The organism is Roseobacter sinensis (assembly GCF_025755255.1).
Lineage (GTDB): Bacteria > Pseudomonadota > Alphaproteobacteria > Rhodobacterales > Rhodobacteraceae > Roseobacter > Roseobacter sinensis.
On record NZ_JALIEB010000001.1, the window covers coordinates 156,592 to 173,775 of the forward strand.

15 protein-coding genes are annotated in these 17,184 nt (G+C 63.0%); 10 read left to right on the top strand and 5 right to left on the bottom strand.

The window, feature by feature from the left end; translation table 11 throughout:
- Positions 1 to 103: 103 nt before the first annotated feature.
- Positions 104 to 667 (bottom strand): helix-turn-helix domain-containing protein, encoded by a 564-nt coding sequence (locus MUB52_RS00805; protein WP_263842663.1) that lies wholly within the window; start codon positions 665 to 667, stop codon positions 104 to 106.
- Between the two features lie 194 nt (positions 668 to 861).
- On the opposite strand from MUB52_RS00805, the gene MUB52_RS00810 reads away from it, so the two are divergent.
- The gene (locus tag MUB52_RS00810; protein ID WP_263842280.1) at positions 862 to 2,040 is read left to right on the top strand and encodes an acetyl-CoA C-acyltransferase family protein; all 1,179 of its coding nucleotides are present in this window, start codon (positions 862 to 864) and stop codon (positions 2,038 to 2,040) included.
- 142 nt (positions 2,041 to 2,182) lie between these two features.
- Here the strand turns inward: MUB52_RS00810 and MUB52_RS00815 are convergent, their stop codons facing one another.
- The 3 genes from MUB52_RS00815 to ubiE form a co-directional block, all read right to left on the bottom strand.
- The gene (locus tag MUB52_RS00815) at positions 2,183 to 3,118 is read right to left on the bottom strand and encodes an IS110 family RNA-guided transposase (protein ID WP_263842282.1); all 936 of its coding nucleotides are present in this window, start codon (positions 3,116 to 3,118) and stop codon (positions 2,183 to 2,185) included.
- A gap of 303 nt (positions 3,119 to 3,421) precedes the next feature.
- The gene (gene ubiB, locus MUB52_RS00820) at positions 3,422 to 4,969 is read right to left on the bottom strand and encodes a 2-polyprenylphenol 6-hydroxylase (protein ID WP_263842283.1); all 1,548 of its coding nucleotides are present in this window, start codon (positions 4,967 to 4,969) and stop codon (positions 3,422 to 3,424) included.
- Positions 4,970 to 5,067: 98 nt separating this feature from the next.
- On the bottom strand, positions 5,068 to 5,820 hold the full coding sequence (ubiE, locus tag MUB52_RS00825) for a bifunctional demethylmenaquinone methyltransferase/2-methoxy-6-polyprenyl-1,4-benzoquinol methylase UbiE (RefSeq protein WP_263842284.1): 753 nt from the start codon (positions 5,818 to 5,820) through the stop codon (positions 5,068 to 5,070).
- Positions 5,821 to 5,907: 87 nt separating this feature from the next.
- Here ubiE and mutM point away from each other — a divergent pair, with 87 nt between their 5' ends.
- The 9 genes from mutM to gyrB all read left to right on the top strand — a co-directional run bounded on the left by mutM (position 5,908) and on the right by gyrB (position 16,150).
- Complete coding sequence (mutM, locus tag MUB52_RS00830; protein WP_263842285.1) at positions 5,908 to 6,759, top strand: bifunctional DNA-formamidopyrimidine glycosylase/DNA-(apurinic or apyrimidinic site) lyase; 852 nt, start codon at positions 5,908 to 5,910, stop codon at positions 6,757 to 6,759.
- 63 nt (positions 6,760 to 6,822) lie between these two features.
- Positions 6,823 to 7,599 (top strand): enoyl-CoA hydratase, encoded by a 777-nt coding sequence (locus tag MUB52_RS00835; RefSeq protein ID WP_263842286.1) that lies wholly within the window; start codon positions 6,823 to 6,825, stop codon positions 7,597 to 7,599.
- A gap of 61 nt (positions 7,600 to 7,660) precedes the next feature.
- Positions 7,661 to 8,254, top strand: coding sequence for a histidine phosphatase family protein (locus tag MUB52_RS00840; protein ID WP_263842287.1), 594 nt, complete (start codon positions 7,661 to 7,663; stop codon positions 8,252 to 8,254).
- 191 nt (positions 8,255 to 8,445) lie between these two features.
- Positions 8,446 to 8,709, top strand: a complete 264-nt coding sequence (rpsT, locus tag MUB52_RS00845; RefSeq protein WP_263842288.1) for a 30S ribosomal protein S20 — start codon at positions 8,446 to 8,448, stop codon at positions 8,707 to 8,709.
- 547 nt (positions 8,710 to 9,256) lie between these two features.
- A complete protein-coding gene (gene dnaA, locus MUB52_RS00850; protein WP_263842289.1) occupies positions 9,257 to 10,624 on the top strand; it encodes a chromosomal replication initiator protein DnaA in 1,368 nt (455 codons plus the stop codon).
- A 142-nt stretch (positions 10,625 to 10,766) separates the two neighbouring features.
- Entirely contained in the window at positions 10,767 to 11,885 is a 1,119-nt protein-coding gene (dnaN, locus tag MUB52_RS00855) for a DNA polymerase III subunit beta (RefSeq protein ID WP_263842290.1), read from the top strand.
- A gap of 51 nt (positions 11,886 to 11,936) precedes the next feature.
- On the top strand, positions 11,937 to 13,040 hold the full coding sequence (recF, locus tag MUB52_RS00860; protein ID WP_263842291.1) for a DNA replication/repair protein RecF: 1,104 nt from the start codon (positions 11,937 to 11,939) through the stop codon (positions 13,038 to 13,040).
- On the top strand, positions 13,037 to 13,657 hold the full coding sequence (locus MUB52_RS00865) for a LysE family translocator (RefSeq protein ID WP_263842292.1): 621 nt from the start codon (positions 13,037 to 13,039) through the stop codon (positions 13,655 to 13,657). The genes recF and MUB52_RS00865 overlap by 4 nt, the downstream gene beginning before the upstream one ends.
- A 78-nt stretch (positions 13,658 to 13,735) precedes the next feature.
- Positions 13,736 to 16,150: a DNA topoisomerase (ATP-hydrolyzing) subunit B gene (gyrB, locus tag MUB52_RS00870; RefSeq protein WP_263842293.1), complete on the top strand. Its 2,415-nt coding sequence runs from the start codon at positions 13,736 to 13,738 to the stop codon at positions 16,148 to 16,150.
- A 225-nt stretch (positions 16,151 to 16,375) separates the two neighbouring features.
- On the opposite strand, the gene MUB52_RS00875 is transcribed toward gyrB, so the two are convergent.
- A complete protein-coding gene (locus MUB52_RS00875) occupies positions 16,376 to 17,179 on the bottom strand; it encodes an enoyl-CoA hydratase (RefSeq protein WP_263842294.1) in 804 nt (267 codons plus the stop codon).
- Positions 17,180 to 17,184 lie beyond the last annotated feature (5 nt).

Consider the following 17,184-nt stretch of genomic DNA (forward strand, 5'->3'; position numbering starts at 1 on the left):
GGCTCCTCTGTTGATCCCGCCTCTAGCATATCGGTCGCGATTCCGAAATAGCGGAATTACAGCATTACGGAAATTTTCCGTGATGGCGGATATCCGCCCTATGTCAAGCGTCCTGCACCACCAGGAAGGCGCGCACTGCCCCCTGCGCCGCGATCCGGTGCGGCACGTCCGCGGCATAGCGCGCCGTGTCGCCCGCCTGCAGCACCTGCCTCTCCTCGCCGCTGGTCACCTCCAGCGCGCCGTCGATCACCGTGAGGTGCTCGCGCGCGCCGCGGGTGTGCGGCTGGCTGTCGAGCATCCCGCCTTCGGCGATGACCAGTTCATAGACCTCGTGCCGCCCCGCCTCCTCGGGCGGCGACAGGATGCGAATGCGGCAGCCCGATCCGAGGTTGTCGATGGTCGGCACCGCGCCGGCGCGCAGCACCTCGATCCGGGCGGCCTCCGGCGCGCCGTCGAGCAACCCCGCGAAATCCACCTGCAGCGCACGAGTGAGATTCCACAAGGTGGCGATGGTCGGGCTCGACTCACCGCGTTCGATCTGGCTCACCATCGAGCGCGACACGCCCGAGAGCTTCGCCACCGCATCGAGCGACAGCCCCTGCGTGCGCCGCGCCTCCTTCAGGCGGGCGGGCAGTTGCGTCAGGATAGCGTCGGCGTTCTCCGTCATGACGGAGAGTGGGCCGGGGCGGCGCGGATTTGTCAATGACCAACTGTGACCGGACCGTGCGCCGCGCACCGACGTAGTACCGACGTGATACCGACAGGCGACCGACGGGGGATTTCGGCGGCCGTCACGTCAGGGCTGACAAGTCGGGCACGGCTGCGCATACTCGTCCCGACATCCCATAATGGAGAGCTTGCATGACCCGTGACATCGTGATTCTGGACGGTGCGCGCACCGCCATCGGCACCTTCGGCGGCGCGCTCGCCGGTACCCCGCCCATCGATCTCGGAACGGCGGCAGCCAAGGCCGCGCTCGGGCGGGCCGGCGTCGACGGCGCGCAGATCGGCCATGTCGCCTTCGGCCATGTGATCAACACCGAACCGCGCGACATGTACCTCTCCCGCGTGGCCGCCATGCAGGCCGGCGTGCCTGACACGGTGCCGGCGATGAACGTCAACCGGCTCTGTGGCTCGGGCGTCCAAGCCATTGTTTCCGTCATGCAATCTCTGGCGTTGGGGGATGCCGAGTTCGGCCTCGCCGGTGGCGCCGAGAACATGTCGCGCTCCCCCTTTATCGTGCCCGAGCAGCGCTGGGGTGCGAAGATGGGCGACATCCGCGCACTCGATATGATGCTGGGCGCGCTGAACTGCCCCTTCGGCACCGGCCACATGGGGGTGACAGCCGAGAATGTGGCCGCCGAACACCAGATCAGCCGCGCAGATCAGGACGCCTTCGCGCTGCAAAGCCAGACTCGCGCCGCTGCCGCCATCGAGGCGGGCCATTTCGCCAGCCAGATCGCCCCTGTCGAGGTCCGCGTGAAACGCGACATGGTACCCTTCGAGGTCGACGAACACCCCAAGGCCACCACCCTCGACGCGCTCGCCGGGCTGCGGCCCGTGTTCCAGAAGGACGGCAGCGTCACGGCCGGGAATGCAAGCGGCATCAACGATGGCGCCGGTGCCGTGGTGCTCGCGACCGCCGAGGCGGCCGAGGCTGCGGGACTGAAACCCAAGGCCCGGATCCTCGGTTACGCCCACGCCGGCGTGCGCCCCGAGGTGATGGGCATCGGCCCAGTGCCGGCGGTGCAGACGCTGCTCGAGAAAACCGGTCTGTCGGCGGACGATTTCGACGTCATCGAAAGCAACGAGGCCTTCGCGGCGCAGGCGCTTGCCGTGAGCAAAAGCCTGGGCTTTGACGCAGCGAAGGTGAATCCCAACGGCGGGGCGATCGCGCTGGGTCATCCGGTCGGCGCGACCGGAGCGATCATCACCGTAAAGGCGCTTTACGAGTTGGAGCGTACCCAGGGCTCAAAAGCGCTGATCACCATGTGCATCGGCGGCGGGCAGGGCATCGCACTGGCCATCGAGCGCATGTGAGACCACCAGCGGGCCGCGCGCACCCTCGGCAAACGACCGGACATACGGGCCAGACAGGTCCGGGCGGGCTTCAGGCCGCCCGTACCTGTCTTTGTGGCCGCGCTCCGGCAGAAGTGCACGCCTTCTAAAGTATCCCTTTTGATCAAGCTCTGATTTCGAGCCATTCTCGATCTTCTTTGACGAGTGTGTTTGCGAGAATAAGGAGTTTACGCATGATGGCTGTGAGGGCGACTTTCGAGGGTTTTCCTGCGGCTTTCATGCGCTCGTATTGGGCCTTGAGATCTGGGTTGTATTGGGTTGCGACGATGGCAGGCAGGTAGAGCGCATCGCGCAGAGGCTTTCTGCCACCCTGGATGAAGGACTTCCCCCGCCATTTGCCAGACTGTCTTGTGATCGGCGCGATGCCGGCCAGTGAAGCGACAGCCTTTTTGCGGAGGCGCCCAATCTCTGGCATCTCGACCAAGATCATTGTCGCCGCGACTGCGCCGATGCCTTTGATGCTCTGGATCAGACGAAGTGCACGTTTGCGGGCTGGACAGGTTTCCAACTGCCTACGGATCGCTTGGTCCAGTTCAGCGATATCGGCAACCACCTGGCGCAAACGGCGACGAGTCAGCTTTGTCGTTAGCCTTTGCTGCTGCCGGTCCAGCTGGTTCCGGAGCCGCACCTTGTCTTTGATCAGTGCGGCGCGGGCGGCCTGTAACTCTCTGAGAATAGGACGGTCTTTGGCGACCGGCGCGTCAGGCTCCAACGCATGCGCTGCCCCCATCTGCGCCAGAGCACACGCGTCAGCTCGGTCCGTCTTGGCCAACTGCCCCTTGCTCTCCGTAAAGCGGCGGGCGTGCTTTGGATTCACCTTGATCAGTGGCAAGTGGTCAGCCAATGCCGCTTCGAAGGCGCCGTGATACGGGCCTGTTGGCTCATAAACCACGCGGGCTGGCAGGTCGGGCCCGATCCAGCGGCGCAACTTCTGGAAACCAGACTTGGTATTAGAGAACTGCTCGAAAGCCCCGTCGCTCAATCGATGGCAATCGAGTTTGTCTTTGGAAATGTCTACGCCAATGCTATCGTCGATCATCTTCGTCATGTCCTATGCTTGTCATCCGGGACGGCAATCCCGGGTATCCCTTCAGGCCTCATGAGAAGACGGTGTGCGATCACACTTTAGAACGGTCCGCTACGACCAAGCACGTCCCGATCCACACACCGCCTCTGCCCGCCATAAATGGCGTGGCGAGCAGAGGCTCCATCTTCGCATGGAGACTGACAAAGTCATAAGACAAGCAATTCGCGTTAAACTTGGATCACCTATCGCTGTCTGGTTTCAATGAAATCACCGCAATAGGTGATGCACGCTGTATCAGGCGAACGGCGAAGCGCTCTAGAACAGTGTCATGTCGATCAGGATCAGCGTCGCAGCACCGCCGACACCTATCGACACCCCGAAGATCATCGCAAGGAACATGCGTTCCAGCAGTCCGCGTGGTGGGGCTGGCTCTTCCGGGTTACTCTGGCGCACAAGCGCGGTCTCGACCATGCCGGGCAGGCGCGGGCCGAAGCGGGCGACCACCCGCGCGGTCTTGGCAAGATCCTTCAGCGCCGCCCTCGGCCCGATGGATTTGGAGATGTAGTCGGTCACCAGCGGGGCGGCAACCTGCCAGATGTTGATCTGCGGATTGAGCGAGCGCGCCACGCCTTCGACCACCACCATGGTGCGCTGGAGCAGGATGAGCTCCGTGCGGGTTTCCATGCCGAACCGTTCGGTCACCTCGAAGAGGTAATTCAGCAGCCGCCCCATGGAAATCTTCGAGGCATCCATCCCGAAGATGGGCTCGCCCACGGCCCGCAGGGCGCGAGCGAATTCGTCTACATCCTTGTCGGCGGGCACATAGCCCGCCTCGAAATGCACTTCGGCCACACGTTTGTAGTCCTTGCGGATGAAGCCGAAGAGGATCTCGGCATAGACCCGGCGCGTGTATTCATCAATGTGCCCCATGATGCCGAAGTCATAGGCGATGATGTCCCCATTGGGCGCGACCTTGAGGTTGCCCTGGTGCATGTCCGCGTGGAAATACCCGTCGCGTAACGCGTGGTTGAGGAAGAGCTTCAGCACCCGGTCTCCGAGGTCGATCCGGTTGTGGCCGGCTGCGTCAATGGCGGCGTTGTCGCCCATCGGGACCCCATCGGCCCAGCCGAGCGTCATCACGCGGCGGGCGGAGTATTCCCACTTCATCGGCGGAAGCTGGAAGCCGTCGTCGTTCTTCGTGTTGGCCGCGAACTCCGAGGCGGCGGAAGATTCCAGACGCAGATCCAGCTCGCCACGCACCACGCCGTCGAAGTGCTCGATCACCTCCATCGGGCGCAGGCGGCGGGAGCCGGGCGAGAAGATCTCGACCATCCGGGCAGCAAGATAGAAGGCATCCACATCCTTGCGGAAGGCTTTCTCGATGCCCGGTCGCAGGACCTTGACCGCAACCGCCTCGCCGTTGGAGGCGAGTGTCGCTTTGTGCACCTGTGCGATGGAGGCGGCGGCAACGGGTTCGCTGAACTCCGAGAAGATCTGGTCGACCGGGACACCCAGCTCGCGCTGCACCTCGGCCTTGGCCTCTTCGACGGAGAAGGGTGGCAACTTGTCCTGCAGGACGCGGAGCTGGATCGCGAGGTCGTCGCCCACGACATCCGGTCGGGTCGAGAGGATCTGACCGAACTTGATGTAGGCCGGACCCAGCGCCGTGAGCGCACGGGTCGCGGGTGGCATGGAGGGGTCGCCCGGATAGCCCAGCCATTTGAACGGCAGGCCCAGCGCGCGGGCGACAAACCGCAGGGCAGGCGGCGCTTCGAAGGCGTCGAGCACGAGCTTCATCGCACCCGTCCGCTCTAGCGTGGCGCCTGTGCGGATCAGCCGCCAGATATTGTGCGGGCCACGCATGCTTCAGACGGCCTTTTTGGGGCTCTGCCCCGCGTCGGGCCGCAAGCGGCCCGCGCCCCCCGGGATATTTTGAGCCAGAAGAAGCGGCACTCGGGCGCTCACAATTTCCATCCGGAGTGCAGGCAGGCCACGCCCATGGTCAGGTTGCGGTACTTGGCTTGTTCGAAGCCGGCGGCCCGGACCATCGCGAGGAAGGTTTCCTGGTCCGGGAAGTTGCGGATGGATTCCACCAGATACTGGTAGCTGTCGCGATCGTTGGCGATCACCTGGCCCAAACGCGGGATCACATTGAAACTGTAAAGGTCATAGGCCCTTTGAAGCGCAGGGTTCGGCAGCTGGCTGAACTCCAGCACCATGAGCCGACCACCCGGTTTCAGCACACGGTAAGCCTCGGCCAGCGCATATTCGGGGCGGGTCACATTTCTTATGCCAAAGGAAATGGTGTAGACGTCGAAGCTGTTGTCCTCGAAAGGCAACGCCATCGCGTCGCCCACGACCCAGTCGAGGCTGTCCTGCATTTGTGCGGCTTCGGCGCGTTTGCGGCCCTCGACCAGCATGGGCTCAGTCAGGTCCAGCACCGTGGCGTGGCCGGAGCCCGCGCGCTTCAGGAACCGAAAGGAAATGTCTCCCGTGCCGCCCGCCACGTCGAGCAGCTTTTGCCCCGGGCGCGGGGCCAACCAGTCCATCATCGCGTCTTTCCACAAGCGGTGGATGCCACCCGACATCACGTCGTTCATGATATCGTATTTGCTGGCAACGGAGGAGAAGACCCCCCGCACCCGCCCGGCTTTTTCGGCCTCGGGCACGGTCTCGTAGCCGAAGTGGGTGGTTTTATCGGTCTCGTCGCTCATGGGGTCTTGTGGTCCTCGCCGCTTCGCCTTTTGTTATAGGCTTCATGGGCAGATGCACAATGCGGCCCGATTGTCGCGGGGAGAGCCGTGCCAGAATTGCCAGAGGTCGAAACCGTGCGCCGCGGGCTGGAGCCTGCTATGGCTGGCGCGGTGATTGCGCAGGCGGATGTGAACCGGCCCGATCTGCGCTGGCCGTTTCCCGACGCCATGGCGGCGCGGCTGACCGGGTGCCGTGTGGAACGGTTACGGCGGCGGTCGAAATACATCCTCGCCGATTTGAGCTCGGGCGAGACGCTGCTCATTCATCTGGGCATGTCGGGGCGGATGATGGTCTCCGGCGATCCGCTCGGCCACTTCGTGCATGACCACCCTGCCCCGGAAAAGCATGACCATGTGGTCTTCCATATGGAGAACGGCGCGCGCATCACGTTCAACGACCCGCGGCGGTTTGGTGCGATGGACCTGATGCAGACCGCAACAGCAGCGGAGCACAAGCTGCTCGCCGCGCTGGGGCCCGAGCCCTTGGCCAATGAGTTCCACGAGGATCACCTGATTGCAGCCTTCAAGGGCAAGATGACACCGGTGAAATCAGCCCTGCTCGACCAGAGGATTGTTGCCGGATTGGGGAATATCTATGTCTGCGAGGCGCTCTACCGCGCAAAAATCAGGCCGACGCGGAAGGCCGGGCGGATTTCCGCGGCGCGCGTCGCGGCGCTGGTGCCGATCATCCGTGCCGTCCTGGCAGAGGCCATCGAAGCGGGCGGCTCATCGCTGCGTGATTTCCGCCAAGCCGATGGCGAGCTTGGATATTTCCAGCACCGATTTGACGTCTATGGCCGCGAGGGCCGGCCGTGCCGCACCCCGGACTGCCCCGGCATGATCCGGCGAATCGTGCAATCGGGTCGCTCATCTTTCTTCTGCGCGCAATGCCAAAGATAGCTTGAACCTCGCCAATGCTTGGTATTGAGTCGAAGTCTCAGTCACCAAACGAGAGCTTTGCGGATGGCCTACGAGACGATCATCGTTGAGATAGAGAACCATGTAGCCCAGATCACGCTGAACCGGCCCGATGCCCTGAACGCCTTGAACGACGAGTTGCTGACCGAGCTTGCAGATGCACTGCGCGATGCGCAGGCCAACGAGAAGGTGCGGTGCATTATCGTCACCGGCTCGGAGAAGGCCTTCGCCGCCGGTGCGGATATCGCCATGATGAAGGACAAGAGCTTTGTCGAGGCGTTCTCGGGCGATCTCTTCACCCCGGAGACAGAGCAGATCATGGCCGTGCGCAAGCCGATCATTGCCGCGGTCTCGGGCTATGCGCTGGGCGGTGGCTGCGAGCTGGCGATGATGTGCGATTTCATCATCTGCTCGGACACAGCGAAGTTCGGCCAGCCCGAGATCAACCTCGGCGTGGTGGCCGGTATCGGGGGCACCCAGCGGCTGACGCGGATCGTCGGAAAGTCAAAAGCGATGGATATGCATCTGACCGGGCGTTTCATGGACGCCGAAGAAGCCGAACGGTCCGGCCTCGTCAGCCGCGTGGTACCCTGCAAGAAACTGCTGGAAGAAGCGCATAGCGCAGCCCAGAAGATCGCCGAGAAATCCATGATCACGGTGATGGTGGTGAAAGAAGCGGTGAACCGCGCCTATGAGGTGCCGCTCCGCGAAGGGCTTCTGTTCGAGCGGCGCATGTTCCACGCGCTCTTTGCGACCGAGGACCAGTCCGAAGGCATGAGCGCCTTCGTCGAAAAGCGCGAAGCACAGTTTCGCGACAAGTAACCGGCGCTGGTCCGCCCCCCACCCTCTGAATTCAAAACCCGTTTGTCATGGGAGATCTGCGATGAGCAGAGTTGTGCGCTACCTCACCCATCCGCAGGTCCGGATCGACCCGCAGATCGACATTCCCCGCTGGCCGCTGAACGAGGTCGGCCGGGCGCGGGTCGCAGCGCTGGCGGCATCGGGCGCACTCGGCGGAACCACGCGGATCATAAGCAGCGACGAGACCAAGGCGATGGAAACCGCGGAGCCACTCGCCAAGGCCTTGGGCTGCGATATGCAGATCGATGCCGCGATGCACGAGAACGACCGCAGCGCCACCGGGTTCCTGCCGCCAGACGAATTCGAACAGGTGGCGGATGCGTTCTTTGCCGCGCCAGAGGTCAGCGTGCGAGGCTGGGAAACCGCCGCGCAGGCGCAGACCCGCATCGTGCGGGCCTTTGAGACCGCTTTGTCCAGCCATGGCGCGGGCGACCTGCTGCTGGTGGGACACGGCGGTGTCGGTACACTGCTATATTGTCACCTGGCGGATCTGCCGATCAGCCGCGAGCATGACCAAGGGCCTGGCGGCGGCGGATGCTACTTCGCCTTCGACGCCGAGCGGCGGATTCCTGAACGCGGATGGCTGCCCATGGAACGCCTCTACGGAGCGGGCTGAACGTCGGCAGCCGGAGCGCCACCGGGCGCCAAATTTTTCGGCTTTGCAATCGGAGGCGAAGGCCCTTATAGAGCCCGGCAGACATGCGCGTGCAGCCCGCTTCTGGCTAGAATCACCGAACGAGGTCCGAGACCGGATCGGGGGCGTTGTGCATTTGAGACACGATTGAAGCCCAAGAAGGTGACAGACACATGGCAAATTCGCCCCAAGCAAAAAAACGCGCGCGTCAGAACGAAGCGCGGTTTCAGATCAACAAAGCGCGTCGCTCGCGCATCCGGACCTTTCTGCGCAAGGTCGAAGAGGCCATTGCCTCCGGCGACAAGGATGCGGCAGCAGCCGCTCTGAAGGCGGCTCAGCCAGAGCTGATGCGCGGCGTGACCAAGGGAGTGTTTCATAAAAACACCGCTTCGCGAAAAATTTCGCGCTTGTCCTCCCGGGTGAAAGCTCTGGGCTGAAAACAACCCTGAGATGTGATCCGAAATCACCCAAACAGGGGAAAAAAAGCGCCGCGCGTCGGCGCTTTTTCGCATTTATGAGACTCTTTTTGCGCGTCCGGAGATTCTTTTTTGAAAATCCTGAGTCAAGAATGAAGATCAGTTGCCGTCGCGCTCACGAAGTTGCTACCAATATTCAGCGATTCATTTCGCCATGGGGGGACAGGCCCTGGACGGTTCGTTCGCTGTACGGCGGGCAGTATCGGATCAGGGGCTGGGTGTCACCAGATGGGGACGCCTTCAGTCTGCAAAAGCTGCGCAACAGCGTTTTGCCCTGTCAAAAAAGAGCGGACGGTGTCGTCTGATCGAGTTTTGCTTCCGCGTGTTGGGGGCTCGCTCCGGTCAGGCATTGCCTAATCTGTAAATGTCCGTTGGACGTTGACCTGGTTTCGTGCGGGATCAGGACAGGGAAGGTGTGTTCGTGACGAAGATCGTAGAGGCGGTGCGGCACACCGAGCCGGGTGCAGCGCTATAACTGGGAACGCGAAAATAGGAAAACAGGTCAAACATGACTAAAGAGAAGTGGGGGCAGTTGAGGCAGCGGCTGCTGAAAACGGTAGGGCAAAACAACTATACCAACTGGATCGAACCGATCGAGTTTCGGGCCGCAAATGACGGGATCGCCACATTCGATGTGCCGACGACGTTTCTGGGGAACTACGTCAGCCAGAACTACGCGGATCTGATCCTGCACGAGCTGAAAACGGAGGATCCAAGCTTGCAGCGCCTGCGCTTTGCAGTGCCGGCCCATGTCGGTGCAGGCGCCGAAGCGGCCCCGGCCGCAGAGCAGCGGCCAGAGGCCCCCCGGACATCGAAACAGGCTGCGAACAACGTGCTGACCACCGCACCGCTCGACAAGCGCTTTACCTTCGATACCTTCGTTGTCGGCAAACCCAACGAGCTGGCCCATGCGGCCGCGCGCCGTGTGGCCGAAGGTGGGCCGGTCACCTTCAACCCCCTGTTCCTCTACGGCGGTGTTGGCCTCGGCAAGACCCACCTGATGCACGCAATTGCCCATGAGTTGCGTGAGCGCCGCCCCGAGATGAATGTCCTCTACCTTTCTGCCGAACAGTTCATGTACCGCTTCGTCCAGGCCCTGCGCGACCGCAAGATGATGGACTTCAAGGAGATCTTCCGCTCTGTCGATGTGCTGATGGTGGATGACGTGCAGTTCATCGCCGGCAAGGACTCCACACAGGAGGAGTTCTTTCACACGTTCAATGCGCTTGTGGATCAGAACAAGCAGATCATCATCTCGGCTGACCGCGCGCCTGGAGAGATCAAGGATCTGGAAGATCGCGTGAAGTCGCGCCTGCAATGCGGCCTGGTGGTGGACCTGCACCCGACCGATTACGAGCTGCGGCTCGGCATCCTGCAAAGCAAGGTCGAGCAGCAGCGGGTGAATTACCCCGATCTGGAGGTCGAGACCGGTGTGCTGGAGTTCCTCGCCCATCGGATCTCGACCAACGTGCGGGTGCTCGAAGGTGCCCTGACGCGGCTCTTTGCCTTTGCCTCGCTTGTCGGGCGCGAGATCAACATGGAGCTGACGCAGGATTGCCTGTCGGACGTGCTGCGCGCCTCCGAGCGCAAGATCACGGTCGAAGAAATCCAGCGCAAGGTGTCGGACCACTACAACATCCGTCTGTCGGACATGATCGGGCCCAAGCGGTTGCGGAGCTATGCGCGGCCGCGCCAGGTGGCGATGTATCTGTGCAAGAAGATGACCAGCCGGTCTCTGCCCGAGATCGGGCGGCGCTTTGGCGGGCGCGATCACACCACCGTCATGCATGGGGTGAAACGCATCGAAGAGTTGAAAGCTCAAGACGGTCAGATCGCTGAAGATCTGGAACTTCTGCGCCGCGCGCTGGAAGAATAGTCACACTGCTCGACCCGTCGTGCGGCAATGCGGCGACGGGTCTTGACGCCCTGCGCTTTCCACCACACAAACCAATAAAACGCTTGTGAAGTCGGTGGAAGAAGGTACCTTGATCCTCCCGACTGGTGGGAGGACTAGGCACATGAAGATCAGCATCGAACGCGCGTCTCTGCTCAAGGCCGTGAGCCAAGCGCAGTCGGTCGTCGAACGGCGCAACACGATCCCGATCCTCGCCAATGTCCTTATCGAAGCGGAAGGCAGTGACGTCACCTTCCGCGCAACGGACCTCGATATCGAGATCGTCGACAAGGCGCCCGCACAAGTGGAGCGTGCTGGCGCCACAACAGTCGCCGCCACCACCCTTCATGAAATCGTGCGCAAGCTGCCCGATGGCGCGCTGGTCACACTGACCGCAGATGGCGCGACCGGGCGTCTGACGGTCGAGGCGGGGCGGTCGAACTTCTCGCTCGCGACGCTGCCGAAGGAAGACTTCCCGGTCATGGCGTCGTCGGAATATGCCTCGAACTTCTCGGCGCCGGCGCCAGTGTTGCGGCGGCTCTTCGACAAGTCGAAATTCGCGATCTCCACCGAGGAGACGCGCTACTATCTCAACGGCGTCTATATGCACGTGGCGGATGCCGACGGCGGGCAGACCCTGCGCTGTGTGGCCACCGACGGCCACCGGTTGGCCCGCATCGATGCGGAGCTGCCCGAAGGTGCCGCAGACATGCCGGGCGTGATCGTGCCGCGCAAGACGGTGGGGGAGATGCGCAAGCTGCTGGATGACGATGACATGAAGATCGCGGTGTCGGTGAGCGAAACCAAGATACGCTTTGCAACGCCGGACATCACGCTCACCTCGAAGGTGATCGACGGAACCTTCCCGGATTACACCCGTGTGATCCCGCAGAACAACGCCCGCAAGCTGGAGGTGGATGCCTCCGACTTCGCGCAGGCCGTGGACCGGGTCGCGACCGTGAGCTCGGAACGCTCGCGCGCCGTGAAGCTGCAGCTCGACGAAGACCGGCTTGTGCTGTCGGTGAATGCGCCGGATTCAGGCGCCGCCGAGGAAGAGTTGGCCGTCGCTTACGGTGATGAGAAGCTGGAAATTGGATTTAATGCCAAATATTTACTGGAGATCGCCAGTCAGGTCGATCGTGAGAATGCGGTGTTCCTGTTCAACTCGTCCGGCGATCCGACACTGATGCGTGAAGGCAATGACCAATCAGCGGTCTATGTGGTCATGCCGATGCGCGTTTAAGAGTTTCTTGCCTTCGGCGAGGATATTTTCGGCCAAGAGAAAGGGCGCGGGATGGCGCTGTACCTCTCGGCACTGACCCTGTCGCATTTTCGGTCGCACAAGGTTGGACGGCTGGCGCTCGATGGGCGGCCCGTGGCGCTCTATGGCGCAAATGGCGCGGGCAAGACCAATGTGCTGGAGGCCGTGTCGCTGTTCTCGCCGGGGCGGGGGCTGCGGCGGTCTAGCGCCGAGGATATGACGCGACGGCCCGAGGCCCTGGGCTGGAAGATAGCCGGCGTGCTTCAGTCGCTGAACCAGTTACACGAAATCGAGATTTGGTCGGAAGCGGGCGCGGCCCGGCAGGTCCGGATCGACGAGAAGGCCGCGCCGCAGGTGGCGCTGGGGCGGATCGCGCGGGTGCTCTGGCTGATCCCGGCGATGGACCGGTTATGGATCGAAGGCGCAGAGGGGCGGCGGCGGTTCCTTGATCGGATGACGCTGAGCTTTGAACCCGGCCATGCGGAGGTCACGCTGGCCTATGAGCGGGCGATGCGGGAGCGCAACCGGCTTTTGAAGGATATGGTGCGCGATCCGGCCTGGTATGCCGCACTGGAGACGCAGATGGCGGAGGCTGGTGTGGTCATCGACGCCAACCGGCGGACGGCGCTGACCCAGCTGGCCGAGGCGCAGGAGGGCGCGCAGACGGCCTTTCCCGCCGCGGAGTTGACCTTGACCCATGCCGACGGCGACCTTCCCAAGACGGTGGAGGACGTGCGCGCGGCGCTGGCCGACAGCCGCCCGCGGGATGTCGCGGCAGGGCGCAGCCTGATCGGGCCGCATCGGGCGGATATCTCCGGCGTTTATGCGGCCAAGGGTGTGCCGGCGAAGGACTGTTCCACGGGGGAGCAGAAAGCGCTGTTGGTCTCGCTCATCCTCGCCAATGCCCGGGCGCTGGCGCGGGACTTTGGCGCGCCACCGCTCTTGCTGCTGGATGAGGTGGCCGCCCATCTCGATCCGGACCGGCGCGCAGCGCTCTACGACGAGATCGCGGCGCTCGGGGCCCAAGCCTGGATGACCGGCACCGAAGCAGAGCTTTTCGCGGCCCTGGGCGACCGCGCGCAATATGTCGAAGTGCGCGACAACAATGGCCTGTCAGAGCTCGTGACGCACCCGTGACCATCGGCGGGGGCGACCTCCTGCTCTACGCGGGCGCGTTGGTGATCCTGTTCCTCACGCCGGGGCCGGTGTGGCTGGCCCTCATGGCACGTGCGCTCTCCGGCGGGTTCAGCGCGGCCTGGCCGCTGGCGATGGGTGTCGCGGTAGGCGACATCCTCTGGCCGCTGGTGGCGGTGCTGGGCATCTCCTGGATGCTGTCGGTGTTCGATGTGGTCATGGCCCTGCTGCGCTGGGTGGCTTGCGGCGTCTTTATCGGGATGGGGGTGTTGCTGATTGCTCATGCGGATCAGAAGATCAGCACCGACAGCCGGCTGACGCGCCCTGGCATCTGGCCCGGCTTCCTGGCGGGTGTGGTTGCGATCCTCGGGAACCCCAAGGCGGTGCTCTTCTACATCGGGGTTCTTCCCGGCTTCTTCGACCTGCGCAGCGTCACGGCCGGCGACGTTGCCGCGATCATTGCCGCCTCGGTCGCCATTCCGCTCGTCGGGAACCTTGTGCTGGCCGCCTGCGTGGGCCATGTAAGGGCTCTGATCACGGCCCCTCGGACACTGGCGCGGATCAATGTCGTCTCGGGCGGTTTGCTGATCTTGGTTGGTGTGGTTATCCCCCTTACCTGACACAAAATATTGTGCCATTCGCGTGACATTCCGCCCTGGAAACCTTATAAAACATGAAAAATACGAAGGATTAACGGCTTGTCCGACGACGCACAAACGCCAGAAGAATACGGCGCCAGTTCTATCAAGGTTCTCAAGGGCTTAGAGGCTGTTCGTAAACGGCCTGGCATGTACATCGGCGACACCGACGATGGCTCTGGGCTGCACCATATGGTCTATGAGGTGGTCGACAACGGCATCGACGAGGCACTGGCCGGGCATGCGGACGCCGTTACCGTTACCATTCACGAGGATTCCTCGGTCTCCGTGGCCGACAACGGGCGTGGGATCCCGGTTGGAATTCACGAGGAAGAGGGCGTGTCGGCGGCAGAGGTCATCATGACCCAGTTGCACGCAGGCGGGAAGTTCGACAGCAACTCCTACAAGGTGTCGGGCGGTCTGCACGGCGTGGGCGTGTCGGTTGTGAACGCGCTCAGCGACTGGCTGGAACTGCGCATCTGGCGTGAAGGCAAGGAGCATGTGGCCCGCTTTGAGGGCGGCTTTACCGTCAAGCACCTGGAAGTGGTCGGCGAGACGGACCGCACCGGTACCGAGGTGCGCTTCATGGCCTCGACGGCCACGTTTTCGAACCTCGAGTATTCTTTCGATGTGCTGGAAAAGCGGCTGCGCGAGTTGGCCTTTTTGAACTCCGGTGTGCGGATCATTCTGGTCGACGAACGGCCCGCGGAAACGCTGCGCTCGGAGCTCTACTACGAGGGCGGCGTGAAGGAGTTCGTCAAGTATCTTGACCGCTCCAAAACCTCGATGATGCCGGAGCCGATTTTCATCCAGGGTGAGCGCGATGAGATCGGCGTGGAAATCGCCATGTGGTGGAACGACAGCTACCACGAGAACGTCCTTCCCTTCACCAACAACATCCCGCAGCGAGATGGCGGGACCCATCTGGCGGGCTTTCGCGGGGCACTGACGCGGACGATCAACAATTACGCGCAGTCCTCGGGCATTGCCAAGAAGGAGAAGGTGAGCTTCACCGGGGACGATGCGCGCGAAGGGCTGACCTGCGTGTTGTCGGTGAAGGTGCCGGACCCGAAGTTCTCCAGCCAGACCAAGGACAAGCTGGTCAGTTCCGAGGTGCGCCCGGCGGTCGAAGGGTTGATGAACGAGAAGCTGGCCGAGTGGTTCGAGGAGAACCCGAACGAGGCGCGCATCGTCGTCAGCAAGATCATCGAAGCCGCTCAGGCCCGTGAGGCGGCGCGGAAGGCACGGGAGCTCACACGGCGCAAGACGGCGATGGATGTGAACTTCCTCGCCGGCAAGCTGAAGGATTGTTCGGAGAAAGACCCGTCGAAGACCGAAGTCTTTCTTGTCGAGGGGGACTCCGCGGGTGGCTCAGCCCAGACGGGCCGCGACCGGCAGACCCAGGCGATCCTGCCGCTGAAAGGCAAGATCCTGAACGTCGAGCGCGCACGGTTCGACCGGATGCTCAGCAGTCAGGAGATCGGGAACCTCGTGATGGCGCTGGGGACGGGCATCGGGCGCGACGAGTTCGACATCTCGAAGCTGCGTTACCACAAGATCGTCATCATGACGGATGCGGATGTGGACGGCGCGCATATCCGGACGCTGCTGCTCACCTTCTTCTACCGCCAGATGCCGGAGCTGATCGAGCAGGGGCACCTCTACATCGCGCAGCCGCCGCTCTACAAGGTGACGCGCGGCAAGTCCGAGGTCTACCTCAAGGACGAGGCGGCAATGGAGGAATACCTGATCAACCAGGGCGTCGAGGGGGCGATGCTGCGGCAGGGCAATGGCCAGGAAATCGCAGGCGCGGACCTCATGCGCGTGGTGGAACTGGCGCGGCAGATGCGCCGTGTGCTCGACGCTTTCCCGACACATTATCCGCGGCACATTCTGGAGCAGGCGGCGATTGCCGGGGCCTTCGCACCCGGCGTGGTCGACGCCGATTTGCAGGGCACGGCGGACAAGGTCGCCGCACGGCTGAACCTGATCGCCGAGGAATACGAGCGCGGCTGGCAAGGGCGGATCACGCAGGATCACGGCATCCGGCTCGCGCGCATCCTGCGCGGCGTGGAAGAGGTGCGCACGCTCGACGGGCGGATCCTGCGCGGCGGCGAGGCAAAGCGCACGGGCAGCTTCACGCGCGATCTGCAGGAGGTCTACAACCTGCCCGCGACGCTCGTCCGCAAGGACCGGATGCAGACGATCCTCGGGCCGCTCGATCTGCTGGATGCAATCCTGCAAGAAGGTGAGAAGGGTCTGTCATTGCAACGCTACAAGGGGCTGGGCGAGATGAACCCCGACCAGCTCTGGGAAACCACGCTCGACCCGGATGCGCGCACGCTCTTGCAGGTGAAAGTCGACGACATGGCCGAGGCGGATGACCTCTTCACCAAGCTTATGGGCGACGTGGTCGAGCCGCGGCGGGAGTTCATCCAGCAGAACGCGCTGAGCGTCGAGAACCTCGATTTCTAGTTGATCCGCATGAAGACGAGGGCATCGCCCGGCCTGGAGGGCGTTGGCGCTGGCTGCGCGGTGTGCAGCATCGCCAGACTTGCGACTTTCTTGCTTCTGGTTACTTTGCAAAATCGCCCTCCGGGGGGAGGTCGGGCGATGCCCGGCCTATCAGCCGGGCGGGAGACTTGTGAGATAATTGCCTAGAGATGCGAATAGCGTAGATGCTCTCACGCCGCCCTCATCTCAATCATCCAGCCATTCGGGCATCGGTGTCTTGGCGATGAAGGCGTCGATCCCGCGTTCGGTATCGCGCGCGAGCATGTTCTGGGCCATCGCAGCGCCCGTGTAGGCGTAGGCCTCGGTCAGTCCCATGTCGGCCTGCTCGTAAAACGCCTGCTTGCCGATCTTCACCGCAACCGGCGCCTTGGAGACGATCTTGGCCGCCATGGCGCGGGTCGCAGCGGACAGCTGAGCCTGCGAGACCACCTGGTTGATCAGCCCCATCTCAGCGGCGCGCGTGGCACTCTGGAACTCGCCCAGCAGCAGCATTTCCATCGCCTGCTTGCGCGAAATGTTGCGGGACAGCGCCACCATGGGCGTGGAACAGAACAGGCCGATGTTCACGCCGGAGGTCGCAAATGTCGCCGTGTCGGAGGCCACAGCCAGATCGCAGGTCGCGACCAGCTGGCAGCCGGCGGCGGTGGCGATGCCCTGGACCTCGGCGATCACCGGTTGGGGCAGGTTCACAATGGACAGCATCATCTTGGAGCAGGTGGCGAAGAGCGCGTTGAAATAGGCTTTGCCGCCATCGGCATCGGACCGCCGCGCGGTCATCTCTTTGAGGTTGTGACCCGCACAGAAATGATTGCCTGCCCCGCGCAGGATCACCACCCGGGTGCCGCGGTCGGCGGCAATCTCATCCAAAACCGCCTGAAGCGCGGCAAGCATCTCCTCGGACAGCGCATTGAGCGACTTCGGCCGGTTCAGGGTGATCGTCGCGATTCCCTCGGTCCGATCCAGCAGAACCGGTGCGTCTTGCTCTGTCATCAGCG

What these genes read in the sequence shown, in the direction of transcription:
- MUB52_RS00805 (WP_263842663.1), bottom strand. Translation starts at nt 667, where the DNA reads ATGACGGAGAACGCCGACGCTATCCTGACGCAACTGCCCGCCCGCCTG.
- MUB52_RS00810 (WP_263842280.1), top strand. Translation starts at nt 862, where the DNA reads ATGACCCGTGACATCGTGATTCTGGACGGTGCGCGCACCGCCATCGGC.
- MUB52_RS00815 (WP_263842282.1), bottom strand. Translation starts at nt 3,118, where the DNA reads ATGATCGACGATAGCATTGGCGTAGACATTTCCAAAGACAAACTCGAT.
- ubiB (WP_263842283.1), bottom strand. Translation starts at nt 4,969, where the DNA reads ATGCGTGGCCCGCACAATATCTGGCGGCTGATCCGCACAGGCGCCACG.
- ubiE (WP_263842284.1), bottom strand. Translation starts at nt 5,820, where the DNA reads ATGAGCGACGAGACCGATAAAACCACCCACTTCGGCTACGAGACCGTG.
- MUB52_RS00835 (WP_263842286.1), top strand. Translation starts at nt 6,823, where the DNA reads ATGGCCTACGAGACGATCATCGTTGAGATAGAGAACCATGTAGCCCAG.
- MUB52_RS00840 (WP_263842287.1), top strand. Translation starts at nt 7,661, where the DNA reads ATGAGCAGAGTTGTGCGCTACCTCACCCATCCGCAGGTCCGGATCGAC.
- rpsT (WP_263842288.1), top strand. Translation starts at nt 8,446, where the DNA reads ATGGCAAATTCGCCCCAAGCAAAAAAACGCGCGCGTCAGAACGAAGCG.
- dnaA (WP_263842289.1), top strand. Translation starts at nt 9,257, where the DNA reads ATGACTAAAGAGAAGTGGGGGCAGTTGAGGCAGCGGCTGCTGAAAACG.
- dnaN (WP_263842290.1), top strand. Translation starts at nt 10,767, where the DNA reads ATGAAGATCAGCATCGAACGCGCGTCTCTGCTCAAGGCCGTGAGCCAA.
- recF (WP_263842291.1), top strand. Translation starts at nt 11,937, where the DNA reads ATGGCGCTGTACCTCTCGGCACTGACCCTGTCGCATTTTCGGTCGCAC.
- MUB52_RS00875 (WP_263842294.1), bottom strand. Translation starts at nt 17,179, where the DNA reads ATGACAGAGCAAGACGCACCGGTTCTGCTGGATCGGACCGAGGGAATC.